This window comes from Enterobacter sp. ku-bf2 (assembly GCF_001742765.1).
GTDB lineage: Bacteria > Pseudomonadota > Gammaproteobacteria > Enterobacterales > Enterobacteriaceae > Enterobacter > Enterobacter quasiroggenkampii.
Genome location: NZ_MDVW01000018.1, coordinates 267,084 through 282,960, shown reverse-complemented (window position 1 = coordinate 282,960; position 15,877 = coordinate 267,084). Strand labels below are relative to the sequence as shown.

15 protein-coding genes are annotated in these 15,877 nt (G+C 56.8%); 7 read left to right on the top strand and 8 right to left on the bottom strand.

Features of this window, described 5'->3' with window-relative positions; genetic code table 11:
* Nucleotides 1–3 precede the first annotated feature (3 nt).
* Nucleotides 4–474 carry a protein CreA gene (gene creA, locus BFG58_RS16390; protein ID WP_063620725.1) on the bottom strand — a complete coding sequence of 157 codons (471 nt, stop codon included), beginning with the start codon at nt 472–474 and terminating at the stop codon, nt 4–6.
* A 211-nt stretch (nt 475–685) separates the two neighbouring features.
* On the opposite strand from creA, the gene robA reads away from it, so the two are divergent.
* Nucleotides 686–1,555, top strand: coding sequence for an MDR efflux pump AcrAB transcriptional activator RobA (gene robA / locus BFG58_RS16385; RefSeq protein ID WP_045907752.1), 870 nt, complete (start codon nt 686–688; stop codon nt 1,553–1,555).
* Here the strand turns inward: robA and gpmB are convergent.
* Complete coding sequence (gpmB, locus tag BFG58_RS16380; RefSeq protein ID WP_008502057.1) at nt 1,552–2,199, bottom strand: 2,3-diphosphoglycerate-dependent phosphoglycerate mutase GpmB; 648 nt, start codon at nt 2,197–2,199, stop codon at nt 1,552–1,554. The genes robA and gpmB overlap by 4 nt on opposite strands.
* A gap of 50 nt (nt 2,200–2,249) precedes the next feature.
* On the opposite strand from gpmB, the gene yjjX reads away from it, so the two are divergent.
* Complete coding sequence (gene yjjX, locus BFG58_RS16375) at nt 2,250–2,765, top strand: inosine/xanthosine triphosphatase (protein WP_069720135.1); 516 nt, start codon at nt 2,250–2,252, stop codon at nt 2,763–2,765.
* Here yjjX and trpR read toward each other — a convergent pair.
* Both trpR and sltY read right to left on the bottom strand, forming a co-directional pair.
* The gene (gene trpR, locus BFG58_RS16370; RefSeq protein WP_047747961.1) at nt 2,762–3,088 is read right to left on the bottom strand and encodes a trp operon repressor; all 327 of its coding nucleotides are present in this window, start codon (nt 3,086–3,088) and stop codon (nt 2,762–2,764) included. The genes yjjX and trpR overlap by 4 nt on opposite strands.
* A gap of 55 nt (nt 3,089–3,143) precedes the next feature.
* Entirely contained in the window at nt 3,144–5,081 is a 1,938-nt protein-coding gene (gene sltY, locus BFG58_RS16365) for a murein transglycosylase (protein WP_048028566.1), read from the bottom strand.
* 227 nt (nt 5,082–5,308) lie between these two features.
* Here sltY and ettA point away from each other — a divergent pair, with 227 nt between their 5' ends.
* A complete protein-coding gene (gene ettA, locus BFG58_RS16360; RefSeq protein WP_003856515.1) occupies nt 5,309–6,976 on the top strand; it encodes an energy-dependent translational throttle protein EttA in 1,668 nt (555 codons plus the stop codon).
* Between the two features lie 128 nt (nt 6,977–7,104).
* Here the strand turns inward: ettA and BFG58_RS16355 are convergent, their stop codons facing one another.
* Nucleotides 7,105–8,004: a LysR family transcriptional regulator gene (locus BFG58_RS16355; RefSeq protein ID WP_069720134.1), complete on the bottom strand. Its 900-nt coding sequence runs from the start codon at nt 8,002–8,004 to the stop codon at nt 7,105–7,107.
* Nucleotides 8,005–8,112: 108 nt separating this feature from the next.
* On the opposite strand from BFG58_RS16355, the gene BFG58_RS16350 reads away from it, so the two are divergent.
* Complete coding sequence (locus BFG58_RS16350) at nt 8,113–9,114, top strand: zinc-binding alcohol dehydrogenase family protein (RefSeq protein ID WP_044597175.1); 1,002 nt, start codon at nt 8,113–8,115, stop codon at nt 9,112–9,114.
* A gap of 65 nt (nt 9,115–9,179) precedes the next feature.
* Here BFG58_RS16350 and nadR read toward each other — a convergent pair whose 3' ends face one another.
* The 3 genes from nadR to serB form a co-directional block, all read right to left on the bottom strand.
* Nucleotides 9,180–10,412 carry a multifunctional transcriptional regulator/nicotinamide-nucleotide adenylyltransferase/ribosylnicotinamide kinase NadR gene (nadR, locus tag BFG58_RS16345; protein WP_032643997.1) on the bottom strand — a complete coding sequence of 411 codons (1,233 nt, stop codon included), beginning with the start codon at nt 10,410–10,412 and terminating at the stop codon, nt 9,180–9,182.
* A gap of 35 nt (nt 10,413–10,447) precedes the next feature.
* Nucleotides 10,448–11,833 carry a DNA repair protein RadA gene (gene radA, locus BFG58_RS16340; RefSeq protein WP_023293325.1) on the bottom strand — a complete coding sequence of 462 codons (1,386 nt, stop codon included), beginning with the start codon at nt 11,831–11,833 and terminating at the stop codon, nt 10,448–10,450.
* 74 nt (nt 11,834–11,907) lie between these two features.
* Complete coding sequence (gene serB / locus BFG58_RS16335; RefSeq protein ID WP_008502066.1) at nt 11,908–12,876, bottom strand: phosphoserine phosphatase; 969 nt, start codon at nt 12,874–12,876, stop codon at nt 11,908–11,910.
* Nucleotides 12,877–12,993: 117 nt separating this feature from the next.
* Between serB and BFG58_RS16330 the strand changes: the two genes are divergently transcribed.
* The 3 genes from BFG58_RS16330 (at nt 12,994) to BFG58_RS16320 (ending at nt 15,639) form a co-directional block, all read left to right on the top strand.
* Complete coding sequence (locus BFG58_RS16330; RefSeq protein WP_048225575.1) at nt 12,994–13,638, top strand: YtjB family periplasmic protein; 645 nt, start codon at nt 12,994–12,996, stop codon at nt 13,636–13,638.
* 39 nt (nt 13,639–13,677) lie between these two features.
* On the top strand, nt 13,678–14,694 hold the full coding sequence (gene lplA, locus BFG58_RS16325) for a lipoate--protein ligase LplA (protein WP_063620719.1): 1,017 nt from the start codon (nt 13,678–13,680) through the stop codon (nt 14,692–14,694).
* 234 nt (nt 14,695–14,928) lie between these two features.
* Nucleotides 14,929–15,639, top strand: coding sequence for a DUF1120 domain-containing protein (locus BFG58_RS16320; RefSeq protein ID WP_045907746.1), 711 nt, complete (start codon nt 14,929–14,931; stop codon nt 15,637–15,639).
* The last annotated feature ends 238 nt before the right edge of the window (nt 15,640–15,877 follow it).

Sequence of the window (15,877 nt, the reverse complement as noted above, 5' to 3'; positions counted from 1 at the left end):
GAATTAATGCCACGGCATAATCGGCACCGCGCTGATCGCGTTCTTCGGTGAGCCTTCCACCACTTTGTCGGAATAGGCAAGGTAGGCCAGCGTATTGCGTTTGGCATCGTAGAAACGCACAACCTGCAGCTTTTTGAACACCAGCGAGGTCCGTTTCTGGAATACCACGTCGCCCTGCGCTTTGCCGTTTTTAATTTTATCGCTCAATTCAACCGGTCCCACCTGCTGACAGGAGATCGCCGCATCGGAGGTGTCCTCCGCCAGCCCCAGGCCGCCTTTGATACCGCCCGTTTTCGCACGGCTGACATAGCAGGTGACGTTTTTCACGTCTGGATCATCAAACGCCTCAACGACAATTTTGTGGTCCGGGCCAAACATTTTGAACACGGTATCGACGGAACCAATCTGTTCCGCCTGTGCAGCGCGTCCGACCATCAACATCAGCGCGGTGAAGAGCAAAGTCTTGTATTTCATATTGTTACCATTCTTTAAAATTACACTGAGCGATTATTCAACACTTTAGACAAAAATGTAGCAAGATCACAGGATTAGAATATATTTGCCCATAATGCCCTGCAAAAAGCATGAATGCGCAAAAAAAACACTGAATGCTAAAACATCAAAAAATGCTATTATCCGCTAACCTGTTATCAGGCACCTGCTGTTTTAAGGATGAGGATAGTATATGGATCAGGCTGGAATTATTCGCGACCTGCTCACCTGGCTGGAAGGTCATCTCGACCAGCCTTTGTCACTGGATAATGTGGCGGCTAAAGCAGGCTATTCCAAGTGGCATCTGCAAAGGATGTTCAAGGATGTCACCGGTCATGCTATCGGGGCCTATATTCGCGCACGTCGTTTATCGAAATCTGCTGTGGCTCTGCGCCTGACCGCGCGCCCGATTCTGGATATTGCCCTGCAATATCGTTTCGATTCGCAGCAGACCTTCACCCGCGCCTTTAAAAAACAGTTCTCGTTGACGCCAGCGCTGTATCGTCGCTCGCCTGACTGGAGCTCGTTTGGCATGCGTCCGCCGCTGCGTCTGGGCGAGTTCGCGATGCCGAAGTATGAAATTATTACCCTGCCGGAAACCCATCTGATCGGCACAACGCAGAGCTACTCCTGTTCACTGGAGCAGATTTCCGAGTTTCGTCATCAGATGCGCGTTCAGTTCTGGCGCGACTTCCTGAGCCACGCGCCGGCGATCCCGCCGATCCTGTATGGTCTCAACGAAACGCACCCAAGCCAGGAAAAAGACGACGAACAGGAGGTGTTCTACACCACCGCGCTGACGCCAGAGATGGCCAATGGCTACATTCAGGGTTCGAAGCCTGTCGTGCTGGAAGGTGGCGAATACGTGATGTTCGCCTATGAAGGGCTGGGAACGGGGGTGCAGGAGTTTATCCTGACCGTTTACGGAACCTGCATGCCGATGCTGAATCTGAATCGCCGTAAAGGTCAGGACATTGAGCTCTACTACCCGGCTCAGGATGCGAAACCGGAAGAAGGCCCTATCAATCTGCGTATGGAATTCTTGATTCCAATACGTCGTTAACGCTGCAGTTCGTCAAGCGCAGGGGCATCGAGATGCGAAATGTCCCCTGCCATCTCCACGACCCAACCTGATGCCAGCCACGCGCTTTCCTGATAATCAATTCGGGAAATGGAGCAGTTACGCAGACGCAGACGGCGCTCAGCGTAAGCCGGTAACCCCAGAATGGTGCTCACCAGGCAACCCAACGCAATCCCATGACTCACCAGCAGCGGACGGCTTCCCGCCGGAAGCTTCAGGCATTCCGCCAGGGCGGCATGCATACGTACGCTGAGCTCCTGCATGGATTCGCCCTCAGGAATACGGCCATCTTCGGTACCGTTCACCAGCGTGCGGCGCCAGCCCTCTTCCGTTTCCGTCAGCGTATCGATATGGCGTTTTTCCAGCACGCCCATATCCAGCTCGCGCAGGCGCGGCTCAAGCATGACGTCACAGCCGCAGGCGTCTGCGATGATGCGCGCCGTCTGCTGTGTGCGACCTAAATCGCTGGTAATGACGTGGGTAATGCCCAGCGTTCTGGCACGCTCTGCCACCTGCCACGCTTGCTGCACACCCTTCTCAGTGAGAGGACTGTCTGACTGGCCTTGAATACGTCGCTCGGCGTTCCACTGCGTTTCACCGTGGCGAACAAGGTATACCTGTAACATGCTTTTTTTCCGTTATACTGCGATGAGTTTTTTTTGAATCGAGCTTAATTATGCACCATGTTGTCTCTGCTACCACTAATCCTGCCAAAATTCAGGCAATTCTAAGGGCATTTGACGAGATCTTCGGCGCAGGATCCTGCCATATTGAGGCCATCGGCGTCGAGAGTGGCGTTCCTGAACAGCCGTTTGGCAGCGAGGAAACGCGCGCTGGCGCACGAAATCGCGTGGCAAATGCCAGGGCTGCGGCACCGGATGCGGACTTTTGGGTGGCGATTGAAGCCGGTATCGACGAAGGCGCAACCTTTAGCTGGGTGGTGATCGAAAGCCGTGAACAGCGCGGCGAAGCGCGTTCGGCCACCCTGCCCCTGCCGGAGATCATTCTGGAAAAAGTGCGTGCGGGTGACGCGCTCGGGCCGGTGATGTCGCAGTACACCGGCATTGATGAGATTGGCCGTAAAGAAGGAGCGATTGGCGTCTTTACCGCAGGCGCGCTGACGCGTTCAGGCGTTTACCACCAGGCGGTGATCCTGGCATTAAGCCCGTTCCATAACGCGATTTATCTTTAGGTATTTTTCAACAACACCGCTTCCAGCCACTGACGCAGCTCAACGGGCGCCGATTTCAGGCTGTTCGATCCGCGGGTAATCGTTGCGATGCCCGCGCCGAGCTCATTTTTCAGCTCGCGCTGGCTCATTTCGCCGCGCAGTAACTCTTCAATGATCCGCACGCGCGTGCCCAGCGCCTCACGCTCGTCCGGCGTGAGCATCAGCTGCATCAGGGGTAAATGCAAATCCTGCTCGTAAGACTGGCGAAGCAACTCCACAAAACGAAGCCACTCCTGATGACGTTGTTCGGCCATTGCCGAGGAATACGGGGAATGCTGGGTCATGTTATGCTGCCTCTTGTACTCATTAGCGAGTACAGCATAACACAACCCACGCCGATCAGTAACGTCTCTGCCACTCGGCATCGCTCATCAGGGTATCTTTCTGCCCCATGAAGTAGCGATAGTAGGCGTCGTAGGCCAGCACGTTCTTCACGTAGCCGCGCGTTTCCGAGAACGGGATGCTCTCGACAAACGCCACGGCGTCGATGCGTCCGGCGCTGTTGCCGAGCCAGGTGCGCACGCGACCCGGTCCCGCGTTATAGGCCGCCGACGAGAAGATGCGGTTGTTGCCGAACTGCTGATACACATACTGGAGATAGCTGGTACCGATATTGATGTTGGTATCCGGATCGAGAAGCTGTGACGGGCTGCTGTATCCAGGGATGTTAAACATCTTCACCGTGTGCGTCGCCGTTCCCGGCATAATCTGCATCAGGCCGCTGGCGCCCACCGGGGAACGGACTTTCGGGTTCCAGGCACTTTCCTGACGGGCAATGGCCATCGCGTAGCTTTGCGGAATATCTTTGCCGCGGGTATAGCGTTCGAACAGATCGTTGTACGCCAGCGGGAAACGCTCCTCCAGATGATCCCACAGCTTACCGGCGATCGTCGCCTGCACGCTCAGATCCCACCAGTGGTTATCAAAGGCATAGCGGGCAAGCTGGGCTTTTTCATCGGTGGTGCGGCTGGTCACCAGATTCGCCCATTCGCTGCGCGCGGTGTTATCCATATTCCAGTACATCAGCTCGCGAACGCGCGCCATTTCTGGCCCCTGCGTCAGCGCCGGGTTCGCGTTAGCGGGCGCCTTATCAATGCGGAAGGTGTACTCCTCGCCCAGGCGCTGCGCGGCCGCCATCGGGTAGAACCCGCGTTGCTGCATCAGCGTATGGAGAATCTCTTTGGCTTCATCATCACGACCGCGCTCCATCAGCAGATCGGCCTGCCAGTAGCGCCATTCGTCTTTCTCTTTGGCCTCCATTGGCAACCGCGCGAGCCAGGTATTGAGCCCGCGACGATCGCCCGTACCCAGCGCCATGCGCACGCGGCGCTCCACCAGCGACGTGGAGTTCGAACGCATAATGGCATCGTCTCGCCAGCGCGCCTGCTCGTCGGTTACATCGGTGCCCATCAGTCGCCACGCCACAATATCGCGCAGCTCCTGGGTTTGCTCCTCATTAAGCTGCTGCGCCTGCACCAGCTGTGGGATCATCAGCCGTGCGTTTTCCACATCGTCACGCGCCACGCTGGCAAAAGCCACCGCCGCCATCTGGCGGGTAAAATCGGTCGCGCCCGTACTGCGGGCAAAGGTCAGCACGCTGTTGGGATCGTTTGCCAGCGAGATAACCGCCGTGGAGATCGTCTGGTAATCGGACGGCATCTGCCCCGCCAGCGTGGTCACCAGCCGCGTGTTGCCTGCCTTCATCGCCAGGCGGATGCGCTCAAGATAGGACAGCGGGTCCTGCTTGCCGGAAGCACGCCACGCGCCAAACAGGGAATCACAGGCGTTCGGCTGATTTTTCCCGGTCAGCCAGAGCTCTTTCGCCCCGGCCCAGGCCTCTTCCTGCTGGCCGGTCGCCCATTTTGCGTAGTAGTAGTTACACTGCGCTTCGGTGGTATTCGGCTTTTCTGGGCTAAACGCCAGCAGCCCGCGCCAGTCTTCGCGACGCGCCAGCTCATTCACAAAACGAGACTGGAGATTTCGGGCTGGCGGCAGGGTCGGGTTCGCCTGAATGAAGTTATTCACGGTGACGGTGGGCTGGTTCATGAGATCGTCCGTGATCTGGCGATACTCAAGATACGGATACAGCGGATAATCCTTTAGCGTCGGCATCAGCGCCTGAACGGTATCCATCTGCTTGTTGTCCCACGCCTGTTTAATCTGAGCGTAGCGACTACGTTGTTCATCCAGTGAATCGGCATGCACCGCCTGGCTTACCGCCATTACGCATACGCTGGCAGCCAGCAGACGCCAGACCACCTGTTTGGCTTTTTCCACAAGCTCTTCCTCATTGTTTTTTCGTCAATTGCAGCGTCTTGCCACGTCAAAGTCTCATTAACTTATGCTAACCAGGCATCCTTCAACGCGCCACGTCATGGACACTTTTTTACCTTTCTTGCGCGTTTTAACACTCCCGACGTTCCTGGCTGGGATTAGGGCGGGAAAAAGGCTACACTTCGAGGCTGAAATTCCTTCTCATTACGATAAAAGAGGCGAAGTCCAACGTGGCTCAATTCGTTTATACCATGCATCGTGTCGGCAAAGTTGTCCCGCCGAAACGTCATATTCTTAAAAATATCTCGCTGAGCTTCTTCCCGGGCGCAAAAATCGGTGTTCTGGGTCTCAACGGTGCCGGTAAGTCCACCCTGCTGCGCATCATGGCCGGCATTGATACAGACATCGAAGGTGAAGCCCGTCCGCAGCCTGGCATCAAGATTGGCTACCTGCCGCAGGAACCTCAGCTGAACCCGGAACACACCGTTCGCGAATCTGTTGAAGAAGCGGTATCCGAAGTGGTTAACGCCCTGAAAGGTCTGGATGAAGTGTATGCCAAATACGCCGAGCCGGATGCGGACTTCGACAAGCTGGCCGCACAGCAGGGCAAGTATGAAGAGATCATCCAGGCGCACGACGGTCACAACCTGAACGTGCAGCTGGAGCGCGCGGCTGATGCCCTGCGTCTGCCGGACTGGGATGCAAAAATCGCGAACCTCTCCGGGGGTGAACGCCGCCGCGTGGCGCTGTGCCGCCTGCTGCTGGAAAAACCAGACATGCTGCTGCTCGACGAACCAACTAACCACCTGGATGCGGAATCCGTGGCGTGGCTGGAGCGCTTCCTGCACGACTTCGAAGGCACCGTTGTGGCGATTACCCACGACCGTTACTTCCTCGACAACGTCGCCGGCTGGATCCTGGAGCTGGACCGCGGTGAAGGTATTCCGTGGGAAGGCAACTACTCCTCCTGGCTGGAGCAGAAAGATCAGCGTCTGGCTCAGGAAGCGTCTCAGGAAGCGGCCCGTCGTAAGTCTATCGAGAAAGAGCTGGAGTGGGTGCGTCAGGGCGCGAAAGGCCGTCAGTCTAAGGGCAAAGCCCGTCTGGCACGCTTCGAAGAGCTGAACAACACCGAATACCAGAAACGTAACGAAACCAACGAACTGTTTATTCCACCTGGAGCACGTCTGGGGGATAAAGTGGTTGAAGTGACCAACCTGCGTAAGTCTTACGGCGACCGTGTGCTGATCGACGACCTGACCTTCTCCGTACCGAAAGGTGCTATCGTCGGCATCATCGGTCCGAACGGCGCGGGTAAATCAACTCTGTTCCGCATGATGTCCGGTCAGGAACAGCCAGACAGCGGCTCTATCACCCTGGGTGAGACCGTGAAGCTGGCCTCCGTTGACCAGTTCCGTGACGCGATGGATAACAGCAAAACCGTGTGGGAAGAAGTCTCCGGCGGTCTGGATATCATGCGTATCGGCAACACCGAGATGCCAAGCCGCGCCTACGTTGGTCGCTTTAACTTTAAAGGCACCGACCAGGGCAAACGCGTGGGCGAGCTGTCCGGCGGTGAGCGCGGTCGTCTGCACCTGGCGAAGCTGCTGCAGGTGGGCGGTAACGTTCTGCTGCTCGATGAACCAACAAACGACCTGGATATCGAAACCCTGCGCGCGCTGGAAAACGCCCTGCTGGAGTTCCCGGGCTGCGCGATGGTTATCTCGCACGACCGCTGGTTCCTGGACCGTATCGCGACCCACATCCTGGACTACCAGGACGAAGGTAAGGTGGAGTTCTTCGAAGGTAACTTCACCGAATACGAAGAGTACAAGAAACGCACGCTGGGCGCCGACGCGCTGGAGCCGAAGCGTATTAAGTACAAGCGTATTGCGAAATAAAAGCAAAACGGCAACTTCGGTTGCCGTTTTTTATGGTTGTTCCCTCTCCCCGCGGGAGAGGGCCAGAGTGAGGGCATCAGGCCGCACAGTGTGTAGGCCGGGTAAGGCGAAGCCGCCACCCGGCTTTTTTATTTGCCCACGTAATACCGCTTCACCTCGTCAAACTGCATCGCAAACTCGATATAGCTCATCAGCGCGGGCGAATTCAGCTTGCGGCTCGGGTAGGCCAGCCAGAGGTCGTTGCCTTCAACGTTCCACTCCGGCAGCACCTGCACCAGCGCGCCCTTTTCAACCTTATCTTCCAGCAAAAATGCAGGAAGCAGCGTGATCCCCGCCCCGGCCATCGCGCACTCGCGGGCGTACACCAGATTATCGGTCATGTGCGCGTTATCCGGCAGGTAGCGGTAATCCTCATTCTCGCTTCGCAGAAGCCACTCCGACCAGGCTCTGTGCGTAATGCTGCGGTGCTCCACCAGCTGACGGGGATGCGTTAGCGGCGCCCGACGCGCCAGATAGTTCGGCGAGGCCAGCATGTAGCGCGGACAGTGCCCGATCATTCGACCAATCAGGGAGGAGTCCTGCGGCTTGCCGGTACGCAGCGCCACATCAAAGCCGGACTCGACCAGATCCACCACATCATCAGAGATCGACACGTCCAGCGAAACCTCAGGATAGCGAAGCTGGAACTCGGCATTCATATGCGCCAGCAGCGTCGCGCCAATCCCAGCCGGACAGGTGATGCGCAGCCGCCCGCTCGGGTTTTCGCGCAGGCGCTGAATGGCATACTCCGCCCGCTCGCTGGCCGCCAGCATTTCGCGGCAGTGCACCAGATAGTGCTCGCCCGCAAACGTCAGGTTCAGCCTGCGGGTGGTGCGGTTCAGCAGGCGGATACCCACCTGCTGCTCCAGCTGGCTAATTCGCTGGCTGACGCTGGATTTCGGCAGTTCGGCTTTCTGGGCTGCCGCGGTAAAGCTGCCCATCTCCGCCACCAGCGCGAAAAGCGCCATATCCTGCAGCTGTTTAAACATGATTGTTCATCCTGTACGAACGCTGAGTTCTTGATTGTCCATCTTATCATGCAGCTGGCCACTTAATAGACTAGCCTCAACAAAACGCATGCCATTGAGGAGCACACCATGTCAGTTAAAGCCATTGCCGTGAACCCGGAAAATCCGTCCACCTTCATTGAAATCACCCCACCAATGCCACAGCCCGGCGAGCACGATCTGCTGGTGGAGGTCAAAGCCGTCTCGGTTAACCCGGTCGATACCAAAGTCCACGCAGGCATTGCCAAAAACGGGCTGAAAGAGCCGCGCGTGCTGGGCTGGGATGCCAGCGGGATCGTCAAAGCCGCTGGCGCTGGCGTCACCGGATTCAAACCGGGAGATGAGGTGTGGTATGCAGGGGACATCACCCGCCCGGGCAGCAACACCACACACCAGCTGATCGACGCGCGCATTGTCGGGCACAAACCGACAAGCCTCGGCTGGGCGGCTGCCGCTGCGCTACCGTTGACCGCGCTCACCGCGTGGGAAGGCCTATTTGAACGGCTGAATATTCAGGATGCCGGTACGGACAAAACCCTGCTGATCATCGGCGGTGCGGGCGGCGTGGGATCGCTGGCGATCCCGTTTGCGAAGCACAACAGCAAGGTAAAGGTTATCGCAACGGCGTCCCGTGAAGATTCCGCCCAGTGGTGCCGCGATCGCGGTGCAGATGTGGTGGTGAACTACCGCGATCTGAAAGGCGAACTGGCGAAGCACGGGCTGAACTTTGTGGATTACATTTTCATCCTCAACGATACCGACGGACACTGGGAGGCGGTCAGCGAACTGATTGCGCCGCAGGGGCATATCTGTTCTATCGTGGAGAATGAACACCCGCTGAACCAGGACAAGCTGAAGTCGAAATCCGCCGCGCTGCACTGGGAATTTATGTACACCCGCAGCATGTACCAGACCGCTGATATGGCGCGTCAGGGTGAGATCCTCAATGAGGTGGCGAAGCTGGTGGATAACGGCGTGGTGGAAAGCTCACTGAGTGAAACGCTGCACGGGCTGAGCGTGGAAAGCATTACGGAGGCGCACCGTAAAGTGCTGGACGGGCATATGCGTGGGAAAGTGGTGGTTGAGTATTGAGTGGGTTGCTCCCCCTCACCCTAACCCTCTCCCCATAGGGGAGAGGGGATAGCACGGAGCCGTCTTTAACCCTGCTCCCCCATCATCTCCTTCACCAACTCGACGCAGCGCAGGAAACGGGAGTCGTAGTCCGACTCTTCCACGTGCACAAACTCAACGTTGTTTTCGTTGAGCATATCCACCAGCATGGTCTGGAATTCACGCCTGTCGACGGAGCTGCCGAGGCTACGCATGCCGTCGGCCACCCACGGGGTGTTGTTTTCCAGCAGGATCACCAGGTCAAAGCGGTATTCGTCAATCAGCGCCTGCACGAACGGATGTTCACGCCCTTCGTACTTTTTGCAGAACGCCTGGGTGGTGACAAAATCGGTATCGATAAACGCCACCTTGTTGGCGTATTTCACCGCGAAATCAATGTACTGAGCGTGACCGAGCGCGATTTTGTCGTAGTCGGAATACTGCAGCGCCATCTCATCGCCGCCCAGATGGGAAAAGACATAGTCGCGCCCGTACTCCCACGCGCTGGTGGTATTGAAGATATTCGCCAGCTTGTTGACCAGCGTTGACTTACCGCTCGACTCGCCGCCCAGGATGGCGACGGTGCGCACAAAGAACGGCTTCACCTCGGTCGGGATGTAATCCCAGTAGCGGAACGGGTTCTCACGGATCTGCGCCCCGCTGATGTTCATGAAGGTGCGTTTCGGGTCGATCAGCACCGTCTCAATGCCCAGATGCTCGCGAAACTGCGGCGCGTCGGACTCTTCAGAGGTGTAGATCCAGTTAGGCGCAATGCCCTTCTCTTCCATAAACGCTTTGATGCCGTTGCTCCACACGTCCCAGCCGTGCGGGTACGGCTCCATGCCCTCTTCGTTAAAGGCGTGAATACGGATGTTTTTCTGGTACTTGAAGGTCTGAAGCAGCCAGCGCAGGCGGTCCGGCACGGTCGGCTGCTGCGACATGGCGCTATCTTCAAACAGCTGGCGATCGCGGGTTTCGTCGTACCCCATGATGATGTGCAGCTCATCCACCTGGCTACAGGCGCGCTGGATCAGATAGATATGCCCGGTATGCAGCGGGTAAAACTTGCCGAACACCACGCCGATGTTCTTTTGCATACGCGGGAATTCCAGCCCCAGAAAGCGGTGCAGCGCTTCCAGCTTCTGCGCGCTGGGGCTTTTGATTTTGGCGTTCAGCAGTTGGCTCAGGTAGCCTTTGGTCATGCCGCTGGCGTCTGCCACCTGCTGCAGCGTGCAGCCCTTCTGGCGGATAGCGGTCTTGATGTAGTCAAATGATGACATAAATTACGGTGCCTCCTGCAAAATCGAATACGTAATTATAAGTCGTCAAAGACATTTAACGCATCTGCGAGTTTCTTCACGCCAAAAACCTGCATCCCTTCCGGGATTTTTTTCGGCACGTTGGCGGCGGGAACGATCGCGCGACGGAAACCGTGTTTTGCCGCCTCGGAGATTCGCTCCTGCCCGCTCGGCACCGGACGGATTTCCCCGGCCAGCCCCACCTCGCCGAAGACGACCAGATCCTGCGGCAGCGGTCTGTCGCGCAGACTGGAGACCATCGCCAGCAGCAGCGCCAGGTCTGCGCTGGTCTCGGTGACTTTGACGCCGCCGACCACGTTCACGAAGACGTCCTGATCCGCCATCTGCAGCCCGCCGTGACGGTGCAGCACCGCCAGCAGGATCGCCAGACGGTTCTGTTCCAGACCAACCGCTACGCGCCGCGGGTTGCCCATCATCGAGTGATCGACCAGCGCCTGAATTTCGACGAGCAGCGGGCGCGTCCCTTCCCACAGCACCATCACCGAGCTGCCGGAGGTGATCTCATCGCCACGGCTCAGGAAGATGGCCGATGGGTTGCTGACTTCGCGCAGCCCCTGCTCGGTCATGGCAAACACGCCTAACTCGTTCACCGCACCAAAGCGGTTTTTATGACTGCGCAGGGTGCGGAAGCGGGAATCCGCGTCGCCATCGAGCATCACGGAGCAGTCGATACAGTGTTCGAGCACCTTCGGCCCCGCCAGCGAGCCGTCTTTGGTCACATGGCCCACCATCACAATCGCCACGCCGCGCGTTTTAGCAAAGCGCGTCAGGTAGGCCGCCGTTTCACGCACCTGCGCGACGCTGCCCGGCGAGGACTGGATGTCCGCCATGTGCATCACCTGGATGGAGTCGATCACCATCAGCTTCGGCTGCTCTTCTTCGGCGATCATGCAGATCTGCTCAATGCTGGTTTCCGACAGCATGTTCAGGTTGCCGGTCGGCAGGCCCAGACGGTGCGCGCGCATCGCCACCTGCTGCAGGGACTCTTCCCCCGTGACGTACAGGGTTTTCATCTGCTCGGCGAGCTTGCAGAGCGTTTGCAGCAGCAGGGTTGACTTGCCCGCGCCCGGGTTACCGCCGATAAGAATCGCGCTGCCCGGCACCACGCCACCGCCGAGCACGCGATCGAACTCTTTGAACCCGGTGGAGAAGCGCGGCAGCTCTTCGAGGCTGATGTCCGAGAGCTTCTGGACTTTCGCTACGCCTGCATTGCCCGCGTAGCCGCTCAGGCGTTCATTGCGCGCCACGCTCGGCGAAGCCGCCACACCACGCACTTCGGTGATGGTGTTCCAGGCATGACAGGCGCTGCATTGCCCCTGCCAGCGCGGATAATCCGCACCACATTCATTACAGACAAATGCGCGTTTTGGAGCTTTCGCCACGGTTTACCTCGTTATTTCTCTGCGGCCTGCGAGCCGGGTGGCGCTTACGCTTACCCGGCCTATAAAGCAGACCGTTATTTCTGATTAAGGCTGCCGGAGAGAATGCAGAACACCCCCATCAGGTCAGCGTGACGGATAGTCACTTCCGTCTTTTCATTCACTTTTGGCTTGGCATGGTAGGCAATGCCCAGGCCGGCCGCTTTGATCATTGGCAGGTCGTTCGCGCCGTCCCCGATGGCGACGGTCTGGACAACCGGAATTTCATATTTTTCCGCCAGACGCGTCAGCGTATTGGCTTTGTACTGGGCATCCACAATATCGCCGATCACCTGGCCGGTCAGCTTGCCGTCCATGATCTCCAGCTCATTGGCCACCACGGTGGTCAGATGCAGTTTTTCCCGCAGATAATCCGCGAAGAAGGTGAAGCCACCGGAGGCGATCGCCACCTTCCAGCCGAGGGACTGCAGCTTCAGCACCAGCTGCGTCAGCCCGGGCATCAGCGGCAGCACATCGCGCACCTGGCGCAGAATGTTGGCATCGGCCCCTTTCAGGGTCGCCACGCGCTGTCTCAGGCTGGCGGTGAAATCCAGCTCGCCGCGCATCGCACGCTCGGTGACTTCCGCCACCAGCTCGCCGCTGCCCGCCAGCTTCGCAATTTCGTCAATACACTCGATCTGAATGGCGGTAGAGTCCATGTCCATGACCAGCAGGCCGGGCGTTTTCAGGTGCGGAATTTTACCCAGCGGCGCGACGTCCAGCCCGGCGTCATGCGCCAGGCGCGTGGCGCGCTGCGTCAGAGAGCCCGCCAGACGAATGACCTGATAGTCTTCCACGCACCAGGCGGCGACGATGACCATCGCGGCCCCCAGTTTGGTTTGATACTGGGTCAGGCGTTGCTTATCCAGACCGCGTCCGTACAGCAGCCAGCCGCTACGACCGGCGTGGTAATCCAGAGGCATCACCTCATCGCCACTTAAAGAGAGCGGCAATCCTGGCCATAAAGAGACATCCGTTGGCAGGTCACACCAGGTAATGTTCGGCATTAAAGCTCCTGTAATTTCGTTCGCGCCGGAAGGTTGCAGAGGGAAAATAACGCATGAGGCTACCCTGTAACCATCACTTCTGGCAACATTAAGCCGTAAATTTTCAGCAGGTGGAATATGGCTCGCGCAAAACTGAAATTCCGGCTCCATCGCGCCGTGATTGTCCTTTCCTGTCTCGCACTCTTAGTGGTGCTGATGCAAGGGGCATCGTGGTTTAGCCAGAATCATCAACGGCAACGCAACCCGCAGTTTGAAGAGCTGGCCCGCACGCTGGCACGCCAGGTGACGCTCAACGTCGCGCCGTCCATGCGAACCGAAACGCCGGACGAGAAACGAATAGGTCAGGTTTTACGCCTGCTGACGGAGAACAGCCGCATTCTTGATGCGGGCGTCTATGATGAGCAGGGCAACCTGATTGCCCGCGCGGGCGAACATGTCGACGTGCGCGACAGGCTGGCGCTGGACGGCAAAAAAGCCGGCGGCTACTTCAACCAACAGCTTGTTGAACCTATTCAGGGCAAGAATGGCCCTCTGGGGTATCTGCGCCTGACGCTCGACACCCATACTCTTCCGACTGAAGCCAAGCAGGTCGATAATACCACCAACATTCTGCGCCTGATGCTGCTGCTTTCACTCGCCATTGGCGTTGTGCTGGCGCGCACCCTGCTTCGCGGCAAACGCACGCGCTGGCAGCAATCCCCGTTCCTGCTGACCGCCAGCCGGTCGGTCCCCGAAGACGAAGAGAGCGAGAAGAAAGAATAGTGATAAAGTAGGCGAACGATTCAGAAAAGGAACTTTGCCATGACGACGTTACGCCTGCTTATCTCTGACTCTTACGATCCCTGGTTTAATCTCGCGGTGGAAGAGTGCATCTTCCGCCAGATGCCTGCCACCCAGCGCGTCCTCTTTCTCTGGCGTAACGCCGATACGGTGGTCATTGGTCGTGCGCAAAATCCGTGGAAAGAGTGCAACACCCGGCGCATGGAAGAAGACAACGTCCGCCTGGCGCGCCGGAGCAGCGGCGGCGGTGCGGTGTTCCACGATCTGGGCAATACCTGCTTTACCTTTATGGCGGGAAAACCGGAATACGACAAAACCATCTCAACATCCATCGTCCTCAACGCGCTCAATGCGCTCGGCGTGACGGCTGAAGCTTCGGGACGCAACGATCTGGTGGTCAAAACGCCCGACGGTGACCGCAAGGTCTCCGGCTCTGCCTATCGTGAAACGATGGATCGCGGCTTCCACCACGGTACCCTGCTGCTGAATGCCGATCTGAGCCGTCTGGCGAACTACCTTAATCCTGATAAGAAAAAGCTACAGGCTAAGGGCATTACGTCCGTACGCGGGCGCGTGGCGAATCTGGTGGAACTGCTGCCCGGGATTACTCACGAGCAGATTTGCGATGCGATCCGTGACGCTTTCTTTGCACATTACGGTGAGCGGGTAGAAGCCGAAGTGATCTCCCCGGACAAAACGCCGGACCTGCCCAACTTCGCCGACACCTTCGCCCGCCAGAGCAGCTGGGAGTGGAACTTCGGTCAGGCCCCTGCCTTTTCCCATCTACTGGACGAACGTTTTACCTGGGGCGGCGTGGAATTGCACTTTGACGTTGAGAAGGGCCATATTACCCGCACGCAGGTCTTTACGGATAGTCTCAATCCGGCACCGTTAGAGGCGCTGGCCGCGCGTCTGCAGGGCTGTTTGTATCGGGCGGATATGTTGCAGCAGGAGTGTGATGCGCTGATCGGCGATTTTCCGCAACAAGAAAGAGAATTGCGGGAATTATCGGCCTGGATCGCCCAGGCTATAAAATAACCCGGATAAAAAGCGGTGAATAAATGCACCGCTTTTTTATTATTCGCTTGCCTCTACATGTAAATACATGCACAAATGTATTTACCCGCATTAATATTTCTCAAAACAAAAATTAGAATTAATCATTATAGAATTAACATTAACCATTAATAGAATCCTCGCGCTTGCAACACTGCAAGTTAATGACTTCATGATAATTAATACAATTATTCAATTATTGGTTAAGGAATAACAATGAAAAAAGTTCTTCTTGCAACACTGATTGCAATGACGTCCACGGCAGCGCTGGCAGACGGCAGCATCGTGATGAAGGTTCAGGGTAAAATGAACCATGCTTCTTGCACCCCTGAATTAAGCAACGGCGGTTCTATTGATTTTGGGACTATCGCGCTGGATCAGCTCTCTCCAACCCAGACCAACCAGATGGGCCAGAAAGACATGTCTCTGACCATCAACTGCCCGTCTGCAACCAAAGTTGCCTGGAGTATTGCCGATAACAAAGAAGACTCCAATGCGGCAAACGATCTGAGCTCCAGCGAGTTTTATATTCGTGATGCTAAAGACAATGGCGGCGACGTGTATGGTGCAGGCACCACCTATGGCGTGGGCACCACTGCCGCTGGCGACAAAATTGGTGCGTATGCGATCAGCACCCGCGTCAATGAAATCACGGCTAACGGCATGCCTGCCCAGGCTATCTATGCCCCAGCCTACGTGAACAGCAAAGGCGAATACATGTGGCGCAACCTGGCGTCTGGCGTTATCGCTAACGGTAACGCGGAAATTATGACCGCAACCAAGCCTGGCTATACCGCACCGCTGGCCATCACCAACGTGGTTTATCCGTTCAAAGTGTCTCTGGCGATTGTTAACACTAACCGCCTGTCCACCACGGATGAAGCTCAGCTGAGCGGCGAAACCACCATCACGCTGGTTTACCTGTAATCATTGACGATTGGTCACTATCACGGCGGAGTATTCCGCCGTTTTCATTTAAATAAATACATTCATAAATGTTTAAATGAGCCTTATTAAATCTCAAAGCACGTGTAAGTAAAACTAATTATTGAATTACTTAAATCATTACTAAAATCGGCGCTGCTTGTCATGCCGATACTTATCGATTTGCAAGTCATTTTTAAATTAAAAATATCTGAGTTATTAACTCTTTCTATGGTTAAGG

Excerpts from the sequence above, each read along its gene's own strand:
- creA (WP_063620725.1), bottom strand. The coding sequence starts at position 474 with ATGAAATACAAGACTTTGCTCTTCACCGCGCTGATGTTGATGGTCGGA.
- robA (WP_045907752.1), top strand. The coding sequence starts at position 686 with ATGGATCAGGCTGGAATTATTCGCGACCTGCTCACCTGGCTGGAAGGT.
- gpmB (WP_008502057.1), bottom strand. The coding sequence starts at position 2,199 with ATGTTACAGGTATACCTTGTTCGCCACGGTGAAACGCAGTGGAACGCC.
- yjjX (WP_069720135.1), top strand. The coding sequence starts at position 2,250 with ATGCACCATGTTGTCTCTGCTACCACTAATCCTGCCAAAATTCAGGCA.
- trpR (WP_047747961.1), bottom strand. The coding sequence starts at position 3,088 with ATGACCCAGCATTCCCCGTATTCCTCGGCAATGGCCGAACAACGTCAT.
- BFG58_RS16355 (WP_069720134.1), bottom strand. The coding sequence starts at position 8,004 with ATGTTTAAACAGCTGCAGGATATGGCGCTTTTCGCGCTGGTGGCGGAG.
- BFG58_RS16350 (WP_044597175.1), top strand. The coding sequence starts at position 8,113 with ATGTCAGTTAAAGCCATTGCCGTGAACCCGGAAAATCCGTCCACCTTC.
- nadR (WP_032643997.1), bottom strand. The coding sequence starts at position 10,412 with ATGTCATCATTTGACTACATCAAGACCGCTATCCGCCAGAAGGGCTGC.
- serB (WP_008502066.1), bottom strand. The coding sequence starts at position 12,876 with ATGCCGAACATTACCTGGTGTGACCTGCCAACGGATGTCTCTTTATGG.
- BFG58_RS16330 (WP_048225575.1), top strand. The coding sequence starts at position 12,994 with ATGGCTCGCGCAAAACTGAAATTCCGGCTCCATCGCGCCGTGATTGTC.
- lplA (WP_063620719.1), top strand. The coding sequence starts at position 13,678 with ATGACGACGTTACGCCTGCTTATCTCTGACTCTTACGATCCCTGGTTT.
- BFG58_RS16320 (WP_045907746.1), top strand. The coding sequence starts at position 14,929 with ATGAAAAAAGTTCTTCTTGCAACACTGATTGCAATGACGTCCACGGCA.